General features: G+C 63.4%; 14 protein-coding genes. 8 read left to right on the forward strand and 6 right to left on the reverse strand.

All coding sequences use genetic code 11. The features are described 5' to 3' along the window. Positions 1–133 precede the first annotated feature (133 nt). Positions 134–997 carry a pirin family protein gene (locus ACZ889_RS12440; protein WP_003251514.1) on the reverse strand — a complete coding sequence of 288 codons (864 nt, stop codon included), beginning with the start codon at positions 995–997 and terminating at the stop codon, positions 134–136. A gap of 117 nt (positions 998–1,114) precedes the next feature. On the opposite strand from ACZ889_RS12440, the gene ACZ889_RS12445 reads away from it, so the two are divergent. Next, positions 1,115–2,122, forward strand: coding sequence for an amidohydrolase family protein (locus tag ACZ889_RS12445; RefSeq protein ID WP_054888905.1), 1,008 nt, complete (start codon positions 1,115–1,117; stop codon positions 2,120–2,122). Positions 2,123–2,279: 157 nt separating this feature from the next. Here the strand turns inward: ACZ889_RS12445 and fabB are convergent, their stop codons facing one another. The 5 genes from fabB to ACZ889_RS12470 all read right to left on the reverse strand — a co-directional run bounded on the left by fabB (position 2,280) and on the right by ACZ889_RS12470 (position 9,167). Then, positions 2,280–3,500 (reverse strand): beta-ketoacyl-ACP synthase I, encoded by a 1,221-nt coding sequence (gene fabB / locus ACZ889_RS12450; protein WP_003251511.1) that lies wholly within the window; start codon positions 3,498–3,500, stop codon positions 2,280–2,282. A gap of 11 nt (positions 3,501–3,511) precedes the next feature. Beyond that, the gene (gene fabA / locus ACZ889_RS12455) at positions 3,512–4,027 is read right to left on the reverse strand and encodes a 3-hydroxyacyl-[acyl-carrier-protein] dehydratase FabA (protein ID WP_003251509.1); all 516 of its coding nucleotides are present in this window, start codon (positions 4,025–4,027) and stop codon (positions 3,512–3,514) included. A 207-nt stretch (positions 4,028–4,234) separates the two neighbouring features. After that, on the reverse strand, positions 4,235–6,166 hold the full coding sequence (locus tag ACZ889_RS12460; protein ID WP_476257412.1) for an ATP-binding protein: 1,932 nt from the start codon (positions 6,164–6,166) through the stop codon (positions 4,235–4,237). Further along, positions 6,163–7,053 (reverse strand): ABC transporter substrate-binding protein, encoded by an 891-nt coding sequence (locus ACZ889_RS12465; RefSeq protein WP_014860316.1) that lies wholly within the window; start codon positions 7,051–7,053, stop codon positions 6,163–6,165. Before ACZ889_RS12465 ends, ACZ889_RS12460 begins: the two co-directional genes overlap by 4 nt. Beyond that, a complete protein-coding gene (locus ACZ889_RS12470; protein ID WP_060545918.1) occupies positions 7,053–9,167 on the reverse strand; it encodes a TonB-dependent receptor plug domain-containing protein in 2,115 nt (704 codons plus the stop codon). The genes ACZ889_RS12465 and ACZ889_RS12470 overlap by 1 nt, the downstream gene beginning before the upstream one ends. 275 nt (positions 9,168–9,442) lie before the next feature. Between ACZ889_RS12470 and ACZ889_RS12475 the strand changes: the two genes are divergently transcribed. The 7 genes from ACZ889_RS12475 (at position 9,443) to ACZ889_RS12505 (ending at position 14,480) form a co-directional block, all read left to right on the forward strand. Further along, complete coding sequence (locus tag ACZ889_RS12475; RefSeq protein WP_010954935.1) at positions 9,443–10,468, forward strand: NAD(P)H-dependent glycerol-3-phosphate dehydrogenase; 1,026 nt, start codon at positions 9,443–9,445, stop codon at positions 10,466–10,468. Positions 10,469–10,504: 36 nt separating this feature from the next. Then, a complete protein-coding gene (locus tag ACZ889_RS12480; protein ID WP_003251499.1) occupies positions 10,505–10,852 on the forward strand; it encodes a DUF4389 domain-containing protein in 348 nt (115 codons plus the stop codon). Beyond that, positions 10,849–11,307, forward strand: a complete 459-nt coding sequence (sixA, locus tag ACZ889_RS12485) for a phosphohistidine phosphatase SixA (protein ID WP_012051746.1) — start codon at positions 10,849–10,851, stop codon at positions 11,305–11,307. Before ACZ889_RS12480 ends, sixA begins: the two co-directional genes overlap by 4 nt. A 162-nt stretch (positions 11,308–11,469) precedes the next feature. Next, positions 11,470–11,844 (forward strand): hypothetical protein, encoded by a 375-nt coding sequence (locus ACZ889_RS12490; RefSeq protein WP_144000579.1) that lies wholly within the window; start codon positions 11,470–11,472, stop codon positions 11,842–11,844. 92 nt (positions 11,845–11,936) lie between these two features. After that, positions 11,937–12,725 carry an alpha/beta fold hydrolase gene (locus ACZ889_RS12495; protein ID WP_121783123.1) on the forward strand — a complete coding sequence of 263 codons (789 nt, stop codon included), beginning with the start codon at positions 11,937–11,939 and terminating at the stop codon, positions 12,723–12,725. Next, the gene (locus ACZ889_RS12500; RefSeq protein ID WP_012051749.1) at positions 12,722–13,576 is read left to right on the forward strand and encodes an alpha/beta hydrolase; all 855 of its coding nucleotides are present in this window, start codon (positions 12,722–12,724) and stop codon (positions 13,574–13,576) included. Before ACZ889_RS12495 ends, ACZ889_RS12500 begins: the two co-directional genes overlap by 4 nt. A gap of 109 nt (positions 13,577–13,685) precedes the next feature. Beyond that, positions 13,686–14,480, forward strand: a complete 795-nt coding sequence (locus tag ACZ889_RS12505) for a DUF4892 domain-containing protein (RefSeq protein ID WP_003251489.1) — start codon at positions 13,686–13,688, stop codon at positions 14,478–14,480. The last annotated feature ends 10 nt before the right edge of the window (positions 14,481–14,490 follow it).

Genomic DNA, 14,490 nt, shown 5'->3' on the forward strand with positions numbered 1-14,490 from the left:
GGGGGCTGCTTTGCAGCCCTTCGCGGGTAAACCCGCGCCTACACGACGGCCTGCGCCCAATCACCGACCTGTGTCCACCCCCGATCAGGTGTAGGAGCGGGTTTACCCGCGAAGGGCCGCAAAGCGGCCCCGATCACCGAGGCAACTCGATCCTCGAATGTTCCCCCGGCACCTCCGGCCAATCCCCCGCAGCCCACCTGGCCCGGGCCCGCTCGATCAGCTCCGGGTCGCTGGCGACGAAGTTCCAGTTCATCCGACGCGGCCCATCCAGCGGTGCGCCGCCAATCAGTACCAGTTGGCATTCACCCTCGGCATACAATGTCACCTCTTCGCCCTGCGGCAACACCACCAGGGTGCACGGCTCCACGTCTTCATCGTTCATCATCAACTCACCATCGAGCACGTACAGCGCCCGCTGCACATGCTCGGTCGGTACCAGCAAGGTGGTCGCCGGTTGCATCCGGACATGCGCATAAAGGGTAGGGGACAGCACCGGCACCGGTGACGCCAGGCAGAACCCGCTGCCCGCAATCATGCAGATACGTACACCCAGGCTGTCACTGACGGGCAGGCTCTCGGCTGGGTGATGGCTGTAACTTGCCGGGCCTTGCTCAAACGCACGTGGCGACGCCAGCCATACCTGCAGCCCATGCAGGCGCGAACCATGGGCCAGGGCATCTTCCGGGGTGCGCTCGACATGGGCGACGCCGCTGCCCGCAGTCATCCAGCTGACATCACCAGGCAGCACCCGCTGCGCCGAGCCGAGGCTGTCCTTGTGCAGGATTGCGCCTTCGAACAGGTAGGTCAGGGTGGACAGGCCGATATGCGGGTGCTGGCGGATGTCCATGCCATGCCCCGGGGCATAGTCTGTTTCGAGCATGTGGTCGAAGAACACGAACGGGCCGACGCTGCGGCACTGGGCTGATGGCAGCGGGCGCAGGATCGGCTGGCCCTCTACCGTCTCGGCTCGGGGGTGGATGACCAGTGGGCTGCTCATGGGGAAGGCTCCAGGCACGGTGGAAGTGCCTCAAGCATAGCGGTTTGCCCGCCGTGGCTGAACCGTCTTGGCGGCCGCCTGGTCTACTGGGTTCGTACTTGCATGAGGAAGATGACCATGACCGCCAGAGCGCTGGCTTGTGTGCTGTTGTTCGGCTGGCTGTGCCAGGCGGCCCAGGCGCGCGAGTACCGCTACAGTGATGCCCACTTGCACTACGTGGACTTCTTCCAGGAAAGTGAAGGCATGCCGGCGCTGATCAAGGCCATGGATGCCGCAGGGGTTGAGCAGTCGATGATTTCAGGCATACCCGTGGCCAAGAAATGGCACGAAGACGAGCCCAAGCGCCCGCGCTACTACGCCGGTGATGACGCCGACGCCTATTGGTACAGCGCCACCGACACATACGTGGCGGCGGCGCTGCAGCAATTGCCAAGTCAGCAGCGCAAGCGGTTCCACCCGTTCCTCAGTGGTTTCAACCCGGTGGACAAGAATGCTGTCAGCCATATCGAGCGCATGCTCGATATGTACCCGGGGCTGTGGCAGGGCATCGGCGAGGTGTTCACCCGACATGATGACCTGACAGCGCTGACCAGTGGCGACACGCCACGTGCCAATAATGAAGCCATGACGCGTATCTACCACCTGGCGGCCGAGCGCGACCTGCCCGTGCTGCTGCATTCCAACATCACCTCCAAGCGCGAGCGCAACCCGCTCTACCTGGCGGAGATCGAAGAGCCGCTGCGCAACCATCCGCACACGCGATTCATCTGGGCGCATGCGGGCAGCAGCATGGAGATACACCGCCACCAGACGCAGATGGACTTCCTACTGCCGGTGCTGACGCGATTGCTGGAGGACTACCCGAACCTGTATGTCGATTTGTCGTGGAGTGTGCTGCAGCCGTATTTGCTGGATGAGCAGGGCGTGCCGCGCAAGGCATGGTTGGCGCTGGTCGAGAAGTACCCGGAGCGGTTCATGCTGGGGTCGGATGTGGTGGGGCGGTTCGGCAGCCTGGGGGAGCAGATGCACGGGTTCAAGCCGTTTCTGGATGCCTTGCCGGAGGCGGTGGCGCACAAGGTGGCCCGGGAGAATTTTCTGGCGGTGTTGCCCAAGGTACAGCAGTGACCTGTGCGGGCCTCTTCGCGGGTAAACCCGCTCCTACAGGGTGGGCACAGCGCTGAAGGCTTGTGTGGTGGGTTTACCCGCGAAGAGGCCCGCACAGGCAATACAAACAAAAACGCCCCGAACCAGTCGGGGCGTTTTCATTGACAGCAGCAGCGTCTTACTTGCCTTCCCAGCGCTTGAGCACCAGGGTGGCGTTGGTGCCGCCGAAGCCGAAGCTGTTGCTCATGACCGTGTCGATCTTGGCGTTTTCTTCGGTTTTACGCAGGATTGGCAAGTCGGCGACTTCCGGATCCAGCTCGTCGATGTTGGCAGAGCCGGCGATGAAGTTGTTTTCCATCATCAGCAGGCAGTAGATCGCCTCGTGCACGCCGGCAGCGCCCAGCGAGTGACCCGACAGGCTCTTGGTAGAGCTGATCTTCGGCGCCTTGTCGCCGAACACGGCACGCACGCCCTTGATCTCGGCCACGTCACCGACCGGGGTCGAGGTACCGTGGGTGTTCAGGTAGTCGATCGGGGTGTCGACAGTGGACAGCGCCTGCTGCATGCAGCGGATGGCGCCTTCGCCGCTCGGTGCAACCATGTCGTAGCCGTCGGAAGTCGCACCGTAGCCAACGATTTCGGCGTAGATCTTGGCGCCGCGGGCCAGGGCGTGTTCCAGTTCCTCGACCACGACCATGCCGCCACCGCCAGCGATGACGAAACCATCACGGTCAGCGTCGTAGGCGCGCGAGGCCAGTTCCGGGGTTTCGTTGCGCTTGGTCGACAGGGCGCCCATGGCATCGAAAAGGAACGACTGGCTCCAGTGCTCTTCTTCACCACCACCGGCGAAGACGATGTCCTGCTTGCCCCACTGGATCTGCTCCAGTGCGGTACCGATGCAGTGAGCCGAAGTGGCGCAGGCCGACGAGATCGAGTAGTTGATGCCCTTGATCTTGAACGGGGTGGCCAGGCATGCCGACACGGTGCTGCCCATGGTGCGGGTAACGCGGTATGGGCCGACGCGCTTGACGCCTTTCTCACGCAGGGTGTCCAGCGCTTCCATCTGGTTCAGGGTCGAGGCGCCGCCGGAACCGGCCACCAGGCCGGTACGCGGGTTGGAAACCTGCTCTTCGGTCAGGCCGGCGTCCTTGATCGCGTCCTGCATGGCCAGGTAGGCGTAGGCAGCCGCATGGCCGACGAAGCGGTAAACCTTGCGGTCGATCAGTTCTTCGAGGTTGAGGTCGATGGAACCGGAAACCTGGCTACGCAGCCCCATTTCCTTGTATTCCGGGTTGAAACGGATACCCGGACGGCTGTTGCGCAGGTTTTCGGTGACGGTAGCTTTGTCATTGCCCAGGCACGATACGATGCCCAGACCAGTGATAACGACGCGGCGCATGCGAATAACCCTTAGAAATTGTCAGTGGAGGTGAACACGCCGACCCGCAGGCCTTCGGCAGTGTAGATCTCGCGGCCGTCGACGCTGACCGAGCCATCGGCGATGGCCATGTTCAGCTTGCCCTTCAGGACGCGCTTGATGTGAATGTTGTACGTGACTTTCTTGGCTTCAGGCAGTACCTGGCCAAAGAATTTCACCTCGCCCGAACCCAGGGCGCGGCCACGGCCTGGCAGGCCCTGCCAGCCGAGGAAGAAGCCAACCAGCTGCCACATGGCGTCGAGGCCCAGGCAGCCCGGCATGACCGGATCGCCTTCGAAATGGCAGGCGAAGAACCACAGGTCCGGGTTGATATCCAGCTCGGCGACCAACTCACCTTTGCCGTACTTGCCGCCTTCTTCGCTGATATGGGTGATGCGATCGACCATCAGCATGTTCGGCGCGGGCAGTTGCGCATTACCTGGGCCGAACAGCTCACCGCGACTGCAGCGCAGCAGGTCTTCCCGAGTAAAGGCGTGTTGTTTGGTCATGCGAGCTCCTCAATAACCCCCTGCGGCAGGGGATGAATCTTCCCGGCCGGCCCGAAAACCAAGCGCTTCGAGACGGCAGCCTACAGGTAGACTATTGCGTTGTGGTGAAAGTCACAGCGCACCTGGTGAAAGAAGTACAGGTGTGCACTGAAACGTCTATTTTCAGGTCCGATGAAGGTCCTGTCCAGTGTTTAAGACTGCCGCACTTTAGCATTTATCGCCAGTCGCGGTTGTCTGACCGGGTAACCAGCGCTGCAGCACCTGCTGCAATTCGGTACGGCGCAAGGGTTTGCTCAGGTAATCGTCCATACCGGCGGCCATGCAACGTTCGCGGTCGCCCTGCAACGCGTTGGCGGTCAGGGCGATGATCGGTAGCCCAGCGCCGTTGGGCAACTGGCGGATGCGTCGGGTGGCTTCATAGCCGTCCAGGTGCGGCAGGCGGCAATCCATCAGCACGGCAGCAAAGCGCTGCTGGCCGACCCGCTCGACGGCTTCAAGGCCATCTTCTGCCGTGCATACTGCCAGCCCCAGGCTGCGCAGCATGGCTTCCACGACACTGCGGTTGACCGGATTGTCCTCCACCAGCAGTACCTGATCATTGTCCGGCACCGTCGTTTGTGCAGCCGTTGGCGGCGTCAGCGGGATGGGGGCAGGGGTGGCGAGTGCCAGCGGCATCTCCAGGGTAAAGGTCGAACCCAGGCCCTCACGGCTTTCACCGCGTAGCTTGCCGCCCATGCGCTCGGCCAAGGTACGAGCGATCGACAGCCCCAGCCCGGTACCGCCATAACGACGGGAAATCGAGCTGTCGGCCTGCTGGAAGGCGACGAACATCATTTCCAGGCGGTCGCTGTCGATGCCGATGCCGGTGTCGCGCACGCTGCAGGTCAGCCAGATCAGCTGTCGGTCGAGCACCTGCCAGCGTGCCTCGACTTGCACCTGGCCACGTTCGGTGAACTTCAGGGCGTTGCCCACCAGGTTCAGCAGGATCTGGCGGATGCGCGTGGGGTCGCCGTTCACCTGCAACTGCTCGATGCCGGCCGGCAGTTGCAGGTGCAGGCCCAGGCCGCGTTGCTGGGCGCTGTGCTGGAACGACTGGACACTGCTGGTGATCAGCTCGCCCAGGTTGAAGTCGATGTGCTCCAGCTGCAGCGCGGCGCGTTCGATGCGCGAAAAATCGAGGATGTCGTTGATGACCTTGAGCAAATGCCCGGTGGACTCGCTGGCCACTGCCGTGTAATCGGCCTGTTCATTGCTCAGCGGCGTGGTTTCCAGCAGTTGCAGCATGCCCAGCACGCCATTCATCGGGGTGCGCAACTCATGGCTCATCATCGCCAGGAAATCCGATTTGGCGCGGTTGGCCTGTTCGGCCTCCTCGCGGGCCTGGATCAGTTCGGCAATGGCCTGCTTCTGTTCGGCACTGGCCTGTTCCAGGGCGCTGGCCAGGTTGTTGATGTGGCGGGCCAAGTGGCCCAGCTCGCTGTCGTCGACGACCGGCAAGGGGGTGTTGTACTTGCCTTGCTGAATCGCCTTGACCGCATGGCCCATGTCGCTGATCGGCTTGGCCAGGCTCAGGGCCAGGCGGCGTGCCAGCAAGAAGGTGAACAGCAGGGCGAACAACGCCAGGATCCCGGCCTTGATCACGATTTCCTGCTGGCGCTGACTGAAGGCGTCATCGGACATGCCGACGATCACGCGGCCCAGGTAGTCGTCACCGATGGCCGGGGTGGTGGCTTTGCCCTGTTGCAGGAAGTCGTTGTCCAGGCGGATTTGCTGCAGGCGAATGGGCGCCTGGAACACTTCGACCCGTTGCGCGCGGTTGGCACTTTCGTCGGACTGCTCGACGTACACCAGGATGTGGTTGCGGCTGTCCTGCACTTCCAGAAAGCGTACGTGCGGGATGCTGAGGGTGGCACGCATCAGCCCTTCAAGCACTTCGTTGTTGCCCGAAATCACCCCATACTCCGACGCCGGTGCCAACTGGTTGGCGATCAGTTGCCCGGTGTGGTTGAGCTCCTGGCGCAGGTCCTGGATGCGTACGAAGGTAAAGAAACTGATCAGGAGCAAGGTCAGTAGCAGGGCGGGGCCGAGGCTGATGATCTGCGTGCGGGTATGAATGTCCCAGCTCAAGCGTTTGCTCATGGGGTGGGTTCTCCCTCGGCCAGGGCCTTGACGGCGGCGTTCTGATCGATCGGTTCAAGACCCAGGGCCCGGGCCACCTGCTGGTTGCCACTGACCCCGTAGCGCACTGGGTACAGGCTGCGCGGCCAGCGTGTCGGCGGCTGGTCGAGCAACTGGTCGAGCACCCACAGCCAGTCGTCCTGGTCGCTGTAGGTACTGGCCAGGGCGCCGGCGCGAACGAAGCCGGCGTTCGGGCCGATCAGTGCCATCTGCCGGCCATAACTGCTCAACAGCAGGTTCTTTGCGGTCTTGGAGTTGTACAAGTCAGGGTCGTCCAGGCCCAGTAGCACATCGCTGTTGCCCAGCAGGTGCTGCAGCGGCCGGTTGTCACGCGGGTCGGACCAGTCCTGGGCCACGATTTCCAGGCCTAGCGGCCGTGCAGCATGGCGCAGTTCGTCCAGCAGAAAGCTGCTGTGCTCGCCGTACAGCACGCCAACGCGCCTGGCCTGCGGCAACAAGTAGCGTGCCAGGCGCAGTTGCCGTCCCAACGGTGCGTCGCTCCACAACAGTGTGAGGAACGCGGGGCGCGACTTTCCCAGGCGCTGTTCAGCCTGTACCCGGCTGACCCGCATGACCAGCGCCGGCGGGCCGGCGGTTTCTCCCAGGCGCCATTCCAGTGCTGCGTTGTCGAGCAGGATCAGGCGTTGGTCGGCTTTGAGCTTGCCCGGGCGCGGCAGTTCGGTGGTGGTGCGAAACTGCACATGATCGTGTGGCCGGCGGCTTTCCAGTGCGGCGATGAAGCTGCGTACACCGGGCTGGTCCTCAGCCCCAACCAGCAGGACTTCGCTGGCGGACAAAGGCCCCAACGGCCACAGGCAGAGCAGCAACAGGCGCAGCAGCAGGGCCATCAGAACTCCAGCTCCGCGCTCACGCTCAGGCGGTGACGGCTGTCGTAGCGGTTCTGCAGGGCCGAGGTCGGTTCATCGTCCAGGCGCTGCTGCCACAGCGCCGCCAGCTCCAGGTTGCTGCCATACACCCGAAAACGCTTGGCCAGGCGCAGGTCCAGACGCTCGTAGCGGTACTGGTTGAGGGCATCGTCACCGTAATAGAACAGCGCGCTCGACCAGCCGGCACCCCATTCGCGCATCCACCCGGCCGAGCCGCTGTTGCGGGCGCTAAGGCGACGGTCGTCGGGGTTACTGGCCCAGGCATCGACATAGGCATAGGTCAGGCGCAGGCGGTCGCGCAGGGTGGGGCGCCAGTCCATTTGCGCCTCGCTGCCGCTGAAACGGGCCTTGTTGGCGTTGCTGGCGATGTACTGGTTGTTCCTCAGCGGCTCGCTGATCATGCCGGTGATCTCGTCGTAGAACAGCTTCACATCCAGGCTCAGGTCGATGTCGCTGAAGTAGCCGTTGTAGCCCAGCTCGCGCGAGCGCATGCGCTCCTGTTCAAGGTCGCCAGGGCCACGGGTCTTGACGAAGTACTCACCGTTTTGCAGGCCGAATGAATTGGGGGTGAGGTTCTTGACCGTGTAACTCCAGTTGACGTTGTTCTCGAACATGTCGGGCGAGCGCACCGCTTCGGAGTACACCGCACGCAGACCGTGGCGTGGGGTGATCAGGTAGTTGACCGCGACGCGCGGGGTCAGCGAACTGCCTGACAGGCGCGAGTCTTCGAACATGGCGCCACCCTGCAATATCCAGTGCTCGTCGGCCCGCCATTCCAACTGGCCGAACAGGCGCCAGGTCTGGTCGTCGATGCTGCCGTTGAAGTAGGTCTGCGAGTCGGCGCGATCATAGCGGTAGTTCATGCCACTGAGCAGACGCAGGCTATCGGTCAGGCTCAGGGTGTCCTGGATTTCCAGGTCATAGCGGGTTTCACGGGTGCTCTGATCGACATCGCCGCAGACCTGCTCCCTTCCACCCTCTTTCCATTGCTGCTGCACTTTCTGCAGAAGGCCTTTCAGGGCAGGGTCGTCAGTGGAAAGGGGAGCGCCCGTTGCAATGCCGCGCGCCACTTTTTCGGCAAAGTCGGGGTTCATCTGCCAGAGCTGGGTCAGTTCGGGGCTGAACGACTGCAAGGCATCACAGGCGCGCCACACTTGCTGGCGATCAAAATGCTGGGCTGAGCCCTGGATATAAAGGCTGTGTTCAGCGCTGAAGTCTTTGGTCCAGCGCAACGAGCCCGCATAGTCCTTGGCGTTGACGTCGGCATTGTTCCCGGACTCGTACTGCTGGAACACCGGCTGGTAGGTGTAGGGCCGCTGATTGCTGCCTTCCTTGGCCGCCAGTTGCCACTCCAGGGTCTGGTCGACCGCCAGGTTGTGGTTGGCGCTGAGGTTGAAGCGGGTCAGGCGGCGACTGTCGCGGTAGTCCTGGCCGAACTGGTTCTCATCAAAGCCGTCGTCCTGTTGGCCCGACAGCGACAGGCGCATGTCGCCACCGTCCCAGCCGAAGCCGTGGCTGGCATAGAAGTCGTTGATGCCGTCCTGGCCGCGCGTCACTTTCAGCCGTGTACCATGGCTGTCGGCGGGGTTGCGGGTGAGGATGTTGACCACTGCCATCAGCGCGTTGGCGCCATAGCTGACGGTGTTCGGGCCGCGGAACACCTCGATGCGCTCGATGTCCTCCATGGCCAAGGGGATGTCGCTCCAGTCCACCGTGGCCAGGCCTGCGCGGTACACCGAACGGCCATCGATCAGTACCTGCATGCGCCGTGCGTCGTTGACGTTGCTGCCGTGGTAGTTGACCGTGGGTTGATTGCCGGCACCGTAGCCGATCATCATGCCCGGTACCAGGCGCAGCAGTTCGGGGATGTCACGGGCACCGCTGGCGCGAATCAGTTCGCTGTCGAGTACGGTCATGCTGCCCGGGACAGCGGCGGGGGATTGTTTCAGGCGTGTGGCGGTCAGAACCTGTGGCAGGTCGGGGGTGTCGATGAACAGGTCGTCGGCCGCAGCCTGGCCGCCGAGCAGGGCGGTCAATAACAGCAGGCGCGGGTACGGTGGCGTGCCAGGGAACACGGAGCGGCCTTTGTTTCAGGATTGAAACAGGCATGGTAACTGACCTTGGCGTATTTTCCAGTGATCTGCAGCGGTTTTGCAGCGTGCCTGTCTTGACGCTTTCGTGGGGGCGGAAATCGAGCGCCGCCGGCGCGGCGCATCGCGAGCACGCTCGTGCCTGCATTTGTTGCAACGTGGCCATGACAGTGTGATCTGCGTTGCTGACCTTGGCGCATGGCAGGCGAGCCGTATAATGGCGGGGTCGCCACTTAACTTTTGGCTTTAATGGATTGGATATGACTGAACAGCAACCTGTTGCGGTTCTGGGCGGCGGTAGCTTCGGCACCGCCGTGGCGAACCTGCTGGCGGAAAACGGTGTGCCGGTGCGTCAATGGATGCGCGACCCGGCGCAGGCCGAGGCCATGCGTGTGAATCGCGAGAATCCGCGCTACCTCAAGGGTATCCGCCTGCACGATGGGGTTGAGCCGGTCAACGACTTGCTGGCCACCCTGCAGGCCAGCGAGCTGATCTTCGTTGCCCTGCCATCGAGTGCCTTGCGCAGCGTGCTGGCACCGCATGCCGAGCTGCTGCGCGGCAAAGGCCTGGTCAGCCTGACCAAGGGCATCGAAGCGCAAAGCTTCAAGCTGATGAGCCAGATCCTCGAAGAAATCGCCCCCGAGGCGCGCATCGGCGTTTTGTCAGGGCCCAACCTGGCGCGCGAAATCGCCGAACATGCACTGACTGCCACAGTGGTGGCCAGTGAGCACGAAGATCTGTGCCAGCAGGTACAGGCCGTGCTGCACGGGCGTACCTTCCGCGTCTACGCCAGTGCCGACCGTTTTGGCGTCGAACTGGGCGGTGCACTGAAGAACGTCTACGCGATCATCGCCGGCATGGCTGTGGCCTTGGGGATGGGCGAGAACACCAAGAGCATGCTGATTACCCGGGCCTTGGCCGAGATGACCCGTTTCGCCGTCAGCCAGGGCGCCAACCCCATGACGTTCCTCGGCCTGGCCGGTGTCGGTGACCTGATCGTCACCTGCTCCTCGCCCAAGAGCCGCAATTATCAGGTTGGCTACGCACTGGGGCAGGGCCAAAGCCTGGAAGAGGCGGTCAACCGCCTGGGCGAAGTGGCCGAGGGGGTCAACACGCTCAAGGTGCTCAAGACCAAGGCCCAGCAAGTGCAGGTGTACATGCCGCTGGTGGCTGGCCTGCATGCCATCCTGTTCGAAGGCCGCACGCTGAACCAGGTGATCGAGCACCTGATGCGCGCCGAGCCCAAGACCGATGTCGATTTCATTTCCATCAGCGGTTTCAACTGAGCCCTTGGCGGCTCTGACACGAGCAAGGAGCAACACATGAACGATACGCCCGAACGCGCCCAGCGCGAGTCGATCATCCTGCGGGTGCTGTGGATGCTGGTGTTCCTGGTGGTCTGGCAACTGGCCGAGTTGCTGTTGGGTGGCCTGGTGCTGGTACAGCTGATCTACCGACTGGTGTATGGCGCGCCCAGCGCCAGCCTGATGAACTTCGGCGACAGCCTGAGCCAGTACCTGGCACAGATTGGTCGCTTCGGCAGTTTCCACAGCGACCAGAAGCCATGGCCGTTCGCAGACTGGCCGGCCCCGCGTGCGCCGGAAGGTGAAGCCGCGCACGCTGTGGCACCGGCCGCGCATCCAGTGCGTGACGAGGAACCCAAGCTGTGAAGCTGTGGGTGCTGCGCCACGGTGAAGCTGAGCCGCGGGCCAAGACAGATGCCGAGCGCCGGTTGACGGCCCATGGTCGCGAGCAGGTGCTGCACAGTGCGGCTTACCTGATCGGGCAGCCATTGCAGGCGATTGTCGCCAGCCCTTACGTACGCGCCCAGCAGACCGCCGCACTGGTGCATGACACCCTGGGTTTCGCCGAACCGGTGCGCACCGTGCCCTGGCTGACGCCCGAGGGTGATGTACAGCAGGTCATCGGCGAAATCGAGCGCCTGGGGCTTGAGCATGTGCTGCTGGTCAGCCACCAGCCGCTGGTAGGCACCTTGGTCGGTGCGCTGGAGCACGGCCACAGGCAACAGCCGGCAGCCATGAGCACTGCCAGCCTGGCGGAGCTGGAAGGGGAGTGGCCGCTGGCCGGGTTGATGACGCTTCGGGCCATCCACTCACCCGCGTGAACTTCCCATGGTTTGTGCAGGCCACTGTTTCGCTCGCTTCTGAATGCTGGCATGGGTAAAGAGCGATAAGGCAACTGGCATTTTTGTCAGTTGCCGCACTTCACCACCGCTTGCTAGCGTTGCCACATGGCAAATATCAGGGAACGGCGAATGAGGGGTGAAATGCTGGAGCTGTTGCGCTCCCTGGACCTGCAACCCACCCTGGAACAGGTTGACCAAGGTACCTCGCTGGATTTCGCCCAATACAGCCTGCTGCGTGAATCGGCCGATGCCAAGCTTTACCACCTGATGCGCAAGGTGAACGACAACCCCGGGCTGGACCCTGTTGCGAGGCAACAATGCGAGCAGGACCTGAGGACGCTGCAGGACGCCTGCCTGCGGGTTTCGCACTTGCTGCAAATCAGTTGTCTGGCCCTGCGCCGCCTGCAACTGGACTACCAGGACCAGCGTCTGGCCCGCGAGGCGCTGGAGAGCCAAGTGGCCTACATGCAGGCCTGCCTGCGTCGGTCGCTGAGCAGTTTCGACCGCTCGGCATGACCTGATCCCCCTCGCCGATGACCTTTATGGACATTGCCGAACTGCCCCGCGATGCCGACAATGGGCCATCATCCCGGTCCGGACCAGGCGCCATGTCGCAGCAGATCTTCTTCGCCCATGCCAACGGTTTCCCATCGGCCACCTACGGCAAGCTGTTTGCAGCGCTGGCGCCGGACTATCAGGTGCAGCACCTGGCCCAGCACGCGCATGACCCGCGCTTTCCCGTGGACGAAAATTGGCAAAGCCTGGTCGATGAATTGTTGCATCACCTGGCGCAGCAGGACCAGCCGGTCTGGGGCGTCGGCCATTCGCTGGGTGGCGTGTTGCACCTGCACGCGGCATTGCGCTGCCCCGAGTACTACCGGGGGCTGGTGATGCTCGACTCCCCGGTGCTCACCCGCGCTGATCAATGGCTGCTGCGCACAGCCAAGCGCTTTGGTTTCATCGACCGCATCACACCGGCCGGGCGCACCCTGGGGCGTCGCGAAACGTTCAATGACCGCGACAGCGCCCGGGACTATTTCGCTGGCAAATCACTGTTCCGCCATTTCGATCCCGATTGCCTCGACGCTTATGTAGAACATGGCCTGCAGGTGGTGGAGCAAGGGCTACAGTTGCGCTTCGACCCTGCTACTGAAATCAGCATCTACCGCAGCATCCCGCACACCAGCCCCGCCCCCGCGCGCCAGTTGCAGGTGCCGCTGGCCATGGTGCGCGGCAACCGGAGCAACGTCATTCGTCGCCACCACACCTTGGCTGTGCGCGGTATGCCCAAAGGTGAATACCACAGTGTACCGGGTGGGCACATGTTCCCGCTGGAGCGCCCGGCCGACACTGCCAGCCTGATCAAGGGCCTGTTCGACCGCTGGAGCCAGGCATGAGCGCACACGTTGAGGAAATTCGTCTGAGCCTGGGCCATATCGAACTGGCTGCACACCTGTTCGGCCCCGAAGACGGGCTGCCGGTGATTGCCCTGCATGGCTGGCTGGACAATGCCAACAGCTTTGCCCGCCTGGCACCGCAACTGAAAGGTCTGCGCCTCGTCGCCCTGGACCTGGCCGGCCATGGTTATTCGGAGCACCGCCCGCCTGGCGCCGGTTATGCCCTGGCCGACTATGCCCATGACGTGCTGCGCGTGGCCGAGCAACTGGGTTGGCCGCGTTTCGCCCTGCTGGGGCATTCGCTGGGCGCGATCATTTCGGTGCAACTGGCCGGTGCATTGCCCGATCGGGTCAGTCACCTGGCGCTAATCGACGGCGTGATCCCGCCGACTGGCGCCGAGCAGGACGCAGGTGAGCGCTTAGGGATGGCACTGCAAGCCCAGTTGCGGCTGGATGGCAAGCGCAAGTCGGTGTATGCGACATTGGAAGCAGGGGTGCAAGCCCGGATGAAAGGCATGGTCGCGGTCAGCCGTGAAGCGGCCGAGCTGCTGGCCCAACGTGGCCTGATGCCAGTGCCCGGTGGCTACAGCTGGCGCAGCGACAGCCGGCTGACCCTGCCCTCGCCGGTGCGCCTGAGCGAGGCCCAGGCCATGGCCTATGTGCGGCGGGTGAGTTGCCCGGCGCTGTTGGTGGTGGCCGCCGACGGCATGCTGGCGCGCCACACCGGGTTGCTGGAGCAGCTACCCTTTGAACAGGTGACACTACCCGGCGGCCATCACCTGCACCTGAACGATGCGCAGGGCGCGGCCCTTGTTGCAGACTGTATCAATCGCTTCTTTGGCTTTGCTTGACTTGCACCGGACAAGTGTCGAGGCTTGGCGGGTTGAACAGGGAGACAACCATGCAACTGCCAGACATCCTGGAGCTTCAATTCGGCGCTGAGCGCCGCCTGGTTCGCCAATGAGCGTACCCGTTTCCATTCGCACTGCCTTGGCTGCCTGTCTGGTGCTCGCCACCCCCGTGTCGTGGGCCGGCGTCCTGCCGGTCCCGCAGGACGCCAAGGTGGTCGATCAACGCCCGGCGACGGAACAGGAGCGCGTCTACCCGATGGGCCCGCTACGCAAGATCAGTGGCCGCCTGCGGGTCGATGACAAAGTCGAAAGCCGCGGTCAAGTCAGCTCGGTAACCTACGAATTGCCCGTCGAGCGTACTGCGCGCGAGGCGTTCACCAGTGCCCGTGAAGCACTTGTGCGCGACGGTGGCTACCCGTTGTTCTGGTGTCAGGGGCGTGATTGCGGTGAGGCCAGCCTGTGGGCCAATGATGTGTTCGCCAATGCCCGCCTCAACGGAGGCGACGAGCAGCAGGCGTTCATCCTGCTACGCCGCTCGGCAGACGAGGCCGACACCCTGGTCGCGCTGTACAGCGTTACCCGTGGCAACCGCCGTGCCTATCTGCATGTGGAAGAGTTCATCGCAGGCAGCCCGCTGGGCGAGCTGCTGCCAACCGCTGCCACGGTGCTGCGCGAAATGCGTGACACCGGCAAGCTCGACTACCCTGACCTTGCTGCGCCGCAAGACGCCTGGGTAAACCTGCTGGCCCGCAGCCTGAACCTTGACAGCACCTTGCGTGTCAGCCTCAGTGGCGCCCAGGCTGAGGCCTGGCGCGAGGCGCTGGTCAAGGCCGGGGTGCGCAATCGCCGTCTTGAAGTCGGCAGTGCGCCTACAGACGGCCTGCACCTTGAACTGATCCCTTGAACGAGCACCC

The sequence above is a fragment of the Pseudomonas sp. TE3895 genome, assembly GCF_056278855.1.